This is a genomic window from Mesorhizobium sp. M1A.F.Ca.IN.022.07.1.1 (genome assembly GCF_003997575.1).
Lineage (GTDB): Bacteria > Pseudomonadota > Alphaproteobacteria > Rhizobiales > Rhizobiaceae > Mesorhizobium.
In genome coordinates this window covers 1-1,164 of record NZ_RZST01000642.1, presented here as the reverse complement: position 1 = coordinate 1,164, position 1,164 = coordinate 1, and the positions used below count along the sequence as shown (strand labels likewise).

The window sequence follows — 1,164 nt, the reverse complement described above, 5'->3', positions numbered from 1 at the left end:
ATACCAAGGGTCATGAAGCTCGACCGACGTGAGCCCACTCTCGCATTCCGATTGATTCGATTGTTTCGGGTTGGGCGATGAGCTTCTGCCAAGCCTCGCAGGCGGCGTCGATGATGGCGTCGTGGCCATCGAAGACGCGGTTGGAGAGCCAGTTGGCGCGCAGATATTGCCATACGTTCTCGACCGGGTTGAGTTCTGGGGCTCGCGACGGCAGCAGCACCGGCGTGATGTTTTTCGGCACCTTCAGCTTGGCGGTCGTGTGCCAGCCTGCCCGGTCGAGCAGCAGCACGGCGTGCGCGCCGCGCGCCACATGGCGGCTGATCTCGTCGAGGTGAAGCTGCATGGCTGCGGTGTCGGCAAACGGCAGCGCCATGGCTGCTCCCTTGCCGCGCGCCGGGCAGATGGCGCCGAACAGGTATGCGCTTTGATAGCGCTGGTCGGCGGGCTGTTTAGGCCGCGTGCCACGGCGCGCCCATTGCCGCACGACACCGTTCTTCTGGCCAATTCTGGCTTCATCTTGAAACCACACCTCGATGGGCTTGCCCTTCGGCAGATCGGCGAGGTGGGCGTCTAGCGTGCGCGGAAAGTTTTTTTGAACTCTTCCACGATCCAGGCATCCTGCGCCGGATGGCGCGGTCGCGCGCTCACGTGCGAGAAGCCGAGTTCCTTCAGCAGCTTGCCCACGTAGCGCTCGTGATAGGCGACGCCGAAACGATCCGCGATGACGCGCTGCAGATCGATGCGCCGCCAGCGCACCACGCCGTCAACCGCCAGGTCCGGTCCCGTCTCGACGATTTGCGCGAGTTCGGCCTTCTGTTCCGGCGACAGGCGCGGCGTGGGTCCGCCATACCAGGCATCCTTCAGTCCGTCGGGGCCATCCTCGTTGAAGCGATGCACCCAGTCCCGCAGCGTCTGGCGGTCCATGCCGCCGATCCGTGCAGCATCTTCCCGGCTCATCCCGTCCATGATCCCAGCCAGCGACAACAAGCGCCTGCTCTGGTTGACCTCCTTCGCCGCCTTCGCCAGTCGCCGAAGCGCCACAGCCGAATAGTCCGTCCGCATCTTCACCGCTGATCCCATCGCCCGAATCCTCCTCGCAACAAGGAATCACGGATCAGTCGAGGCGGGAACCCCTAGAGAGTCAGCCCTCAGAGCCTTTGGTAT

At 64.0% G+C, this 1,164-nt stretch carries 1 protein-coding gene; it reads right to left on the bottom strand.

The genetic code is table 11. The features are described from left to right. Positions 1 to 10 precede the first annotated feature (10 nt). A protein-coding gene (locus EOA75_RS33060; RefSeq protein WP_127326156.1) for an IS630 family transposase occupies positions 11 to 1,080 on the bottom strand; the annotation gives its coding sequence in 2 pieces (ribosomal slippage) (positions 11 to 594 and positions 594 to 1,080; 1,071 coding nt in all). Positions 1,081 to 1,164 lie beyond the last annotated feature (84 nt).